Origin of the sequence: Rhodovulum euryhalinum, assembly GCF_004342445.1 — a bacterium.
GTDB classification, from domain to species: Bacteria; Pseudomonadota; Alphaproteobacteria; order Rhodobacterales; family Rhodobacteraceae; genus Rhodovulum; species Rhodovulum euryhalinum.
Genome location: NZ_SLWW01000037.1, coordinates 1 through 2,099, shown reverse-complemented (window position 1 = coordinate 2,099; position 2,099 = coordinate 1). Strand labels below are relative to the sequence as shown.

At 65.4% G+C, this 2,099-nt stretch carries 1 protein-coding gene and 2 pseudogenes; 1 reads left to right on the top strand and 2 read right to left on the bottom strand.

Going from position 1 to position 2,099, the window contains the following annotated elements:
- Positions 1-419, bottom strand: a 419-nt coding sequence (locus tag EV655_RS18455) for an IS5 family transposase (protein WP_132546809.1), incomplete at its 3' end; no start/stop codon positions are given.
- A gap of 255 nt (positions 420-674) precedes the next feature.
- A pseudogene (locus EV655_RS18450) lies at positions 675-1,739 on the bottom strand (IS110 family RNA-guided transposase).
- Positions 1,740-1,892: 153 nt separating this feature from the next.
- On the opposite strand from EV655_RS18450, the pseudogene EV655_RS18445 reads away from it, so the two are divergent.
- Positions 1,893-2,024, top strand: a pseudogene (locus tag EV655_RS18445) (helix-turn-helix domain-containing protein); the annotation flags it as partial.
- Positions 2,025-2,099 lie beyond the last annotated feature (75 nt).

Here is a 2,099-nt window from a genome sequence, read left to right as displayed (position 1 = left end):
CCACCATGCTTGCGCGCATTCCACTCGCCTTCGCCCTCGACCTTGATCCCGGTGCCGTCGATCAGCAGATGCAACGGCCCCTCCGAGCCACGATACGGGATGTTCACGGCGAGGGTCTTCTGCCGGCGCGACAGCGTGCTGAAATCCGGCACCGACCAGTCCAGACCGGTCAGCCGCAGGAGGCTTTCGACGAAGCCTGTCGTCTGCCTGAGCGCCAAGCCGAACAGGACTTTCATCGTCAGGCAGGTCTGGATCGCAGCGTCGCTATAGGTGGGCTGTCGGCCCCGCTTGCCCGTCGGCCTGGCCTCCCACGTCATCTCGGGATCGAACCAGATCGTCAGCCAGCCCCGGCGCTTGAGCGCTTCGTTGTAGGCCCGCCAGTTCTTGATCTTATAGGTCGGGGGTGGGTCGGCGCCCATGTTTGGATGCCCCCTTCGACGCAAGGATTTTCTGACCTTCTGAGCATGTGATCGGATGCGGTCATGTTTCAGGCCTCTGAGGTGCGGCCGTGACATGTCGCGGGCCGGTATGGTGATGCGCGGACCGGGGTCCAGATCAAAATTGCGAGCTCGGGCTCGTTGGACGCCACTGGTTTTCCCGTTCCGGATCTTGTCGATCATTTGCCCATGCTGGTCGTCGTCCTCCTCACATCGCCGACGCTCCGGCGGCCGCGGTCAGCAGACCGCGCCGACCGGATCCCGGTAGTCCTCGTTGCGCGAGAGCATGGCCCAGACCATCCGGGCCATCTTGTTGGCCAGGGCGATCGCGACCAGCATGCGCGGTTTCCGGGCCAGCATGCGGGAGAGCCACGACCCGGGCCTGCCGCCATCGCGCCCTCGCCAATGCACGACGGACATCGCCCCCACTATCAGCAGGCGCCGGATGTCGCGTTGGCCCATCCTGGAGGTGCGGCCGAGCTTCTGCTTGCCGCCGCTGGAATGTTGCCGGGGAACGAGCCCGAGCCAGGCCGAGAAATCGCGCGCCCCGCGGAATTCCCGCATGTCGGGCGCGAAGGTGGCGATCGCCATGGCACAGACCGGACCGATCCCCGGCATCGTCTGAAGTCTGCGCGCGACATCGCTTTCCTTCGCGGCGGCCGCGATGCGCCCGTCCAGCTTGTCGATTTCGTCGCTGAGTCCGGCGATCCGGTGGAGGTAGAGCCGCCCCAGGTCCCGGACCAGATCGGGAAGGCCTTCTTCTTCGAGGCGCGTGGCGAGACGGCCGATATTGCCGATGCCCCTGGCCAGGACGATGCCATGCTCGGCAAGATGGCCGCGGAGTGCATTGATCAACTGGGTGCGCTGTCCGACGAGCAGATCGCGGGTCCGGAAAAGCATCGCCCGCGCCTGTTGTCCGGCCGTCTTCACAGCCACGCTGCGCATCGTCGGGCGCAGGGCCGCCTCGGCGACGGCTTCCGCATCGGCCGCATCGTTCGGCGGGAAAACGATTCACTGGATCGTTTTCCTGTCCGCCTCACTCTGCCGCTTCACGAACGGCTTCACATAGACCGGCGGGATGAGCCGGACGTCATGCCCGTGCCCGGCCAACTCCCGGCCCCAGTAATGCGCGGTGCCGCAGGCCTCCATCGCCACGACGCACCGAGGCAGGGCCGCCATGAACTTCGCGAACTGCGGGCGTGACAATTTCTTGCGGAACAGCACCCGCCCGTCCGCCGCAGCGCCGTGAACCTGAAAGACCTGCTTTGCCAGGTCGACGCCGACGATGCTAACCTCATTCATGGATGCCTCCTCTTTCTATGGTGACTTCAGCATCACCATCCTGGCACATCGCGATGCCGTCGGGCGGGGGCATCCACCCCATCAAAAGGGACCCCTCCTGCGGGGCATGGGTCCATAGTTCGCCCGGGGAACATTCGGGGGACGTCTTGCGGGATGCTGGTTGTGGAGACGATCGCGAAGATCAGGCGGGCGCATCTCGTCGACGGCAAGTCGATCAAACAGATTTGCCGGGAGTTGCGGGTATCGCGGAACACGGTGCGCAAGGTCATGCGCGGGAGCCTGACCGTCAGGTCGCCGAACTCCAGATCCGCGCCGCCGTGCTCAACCGCTACACCACGCTCGACCTACCCGTCACCGAGC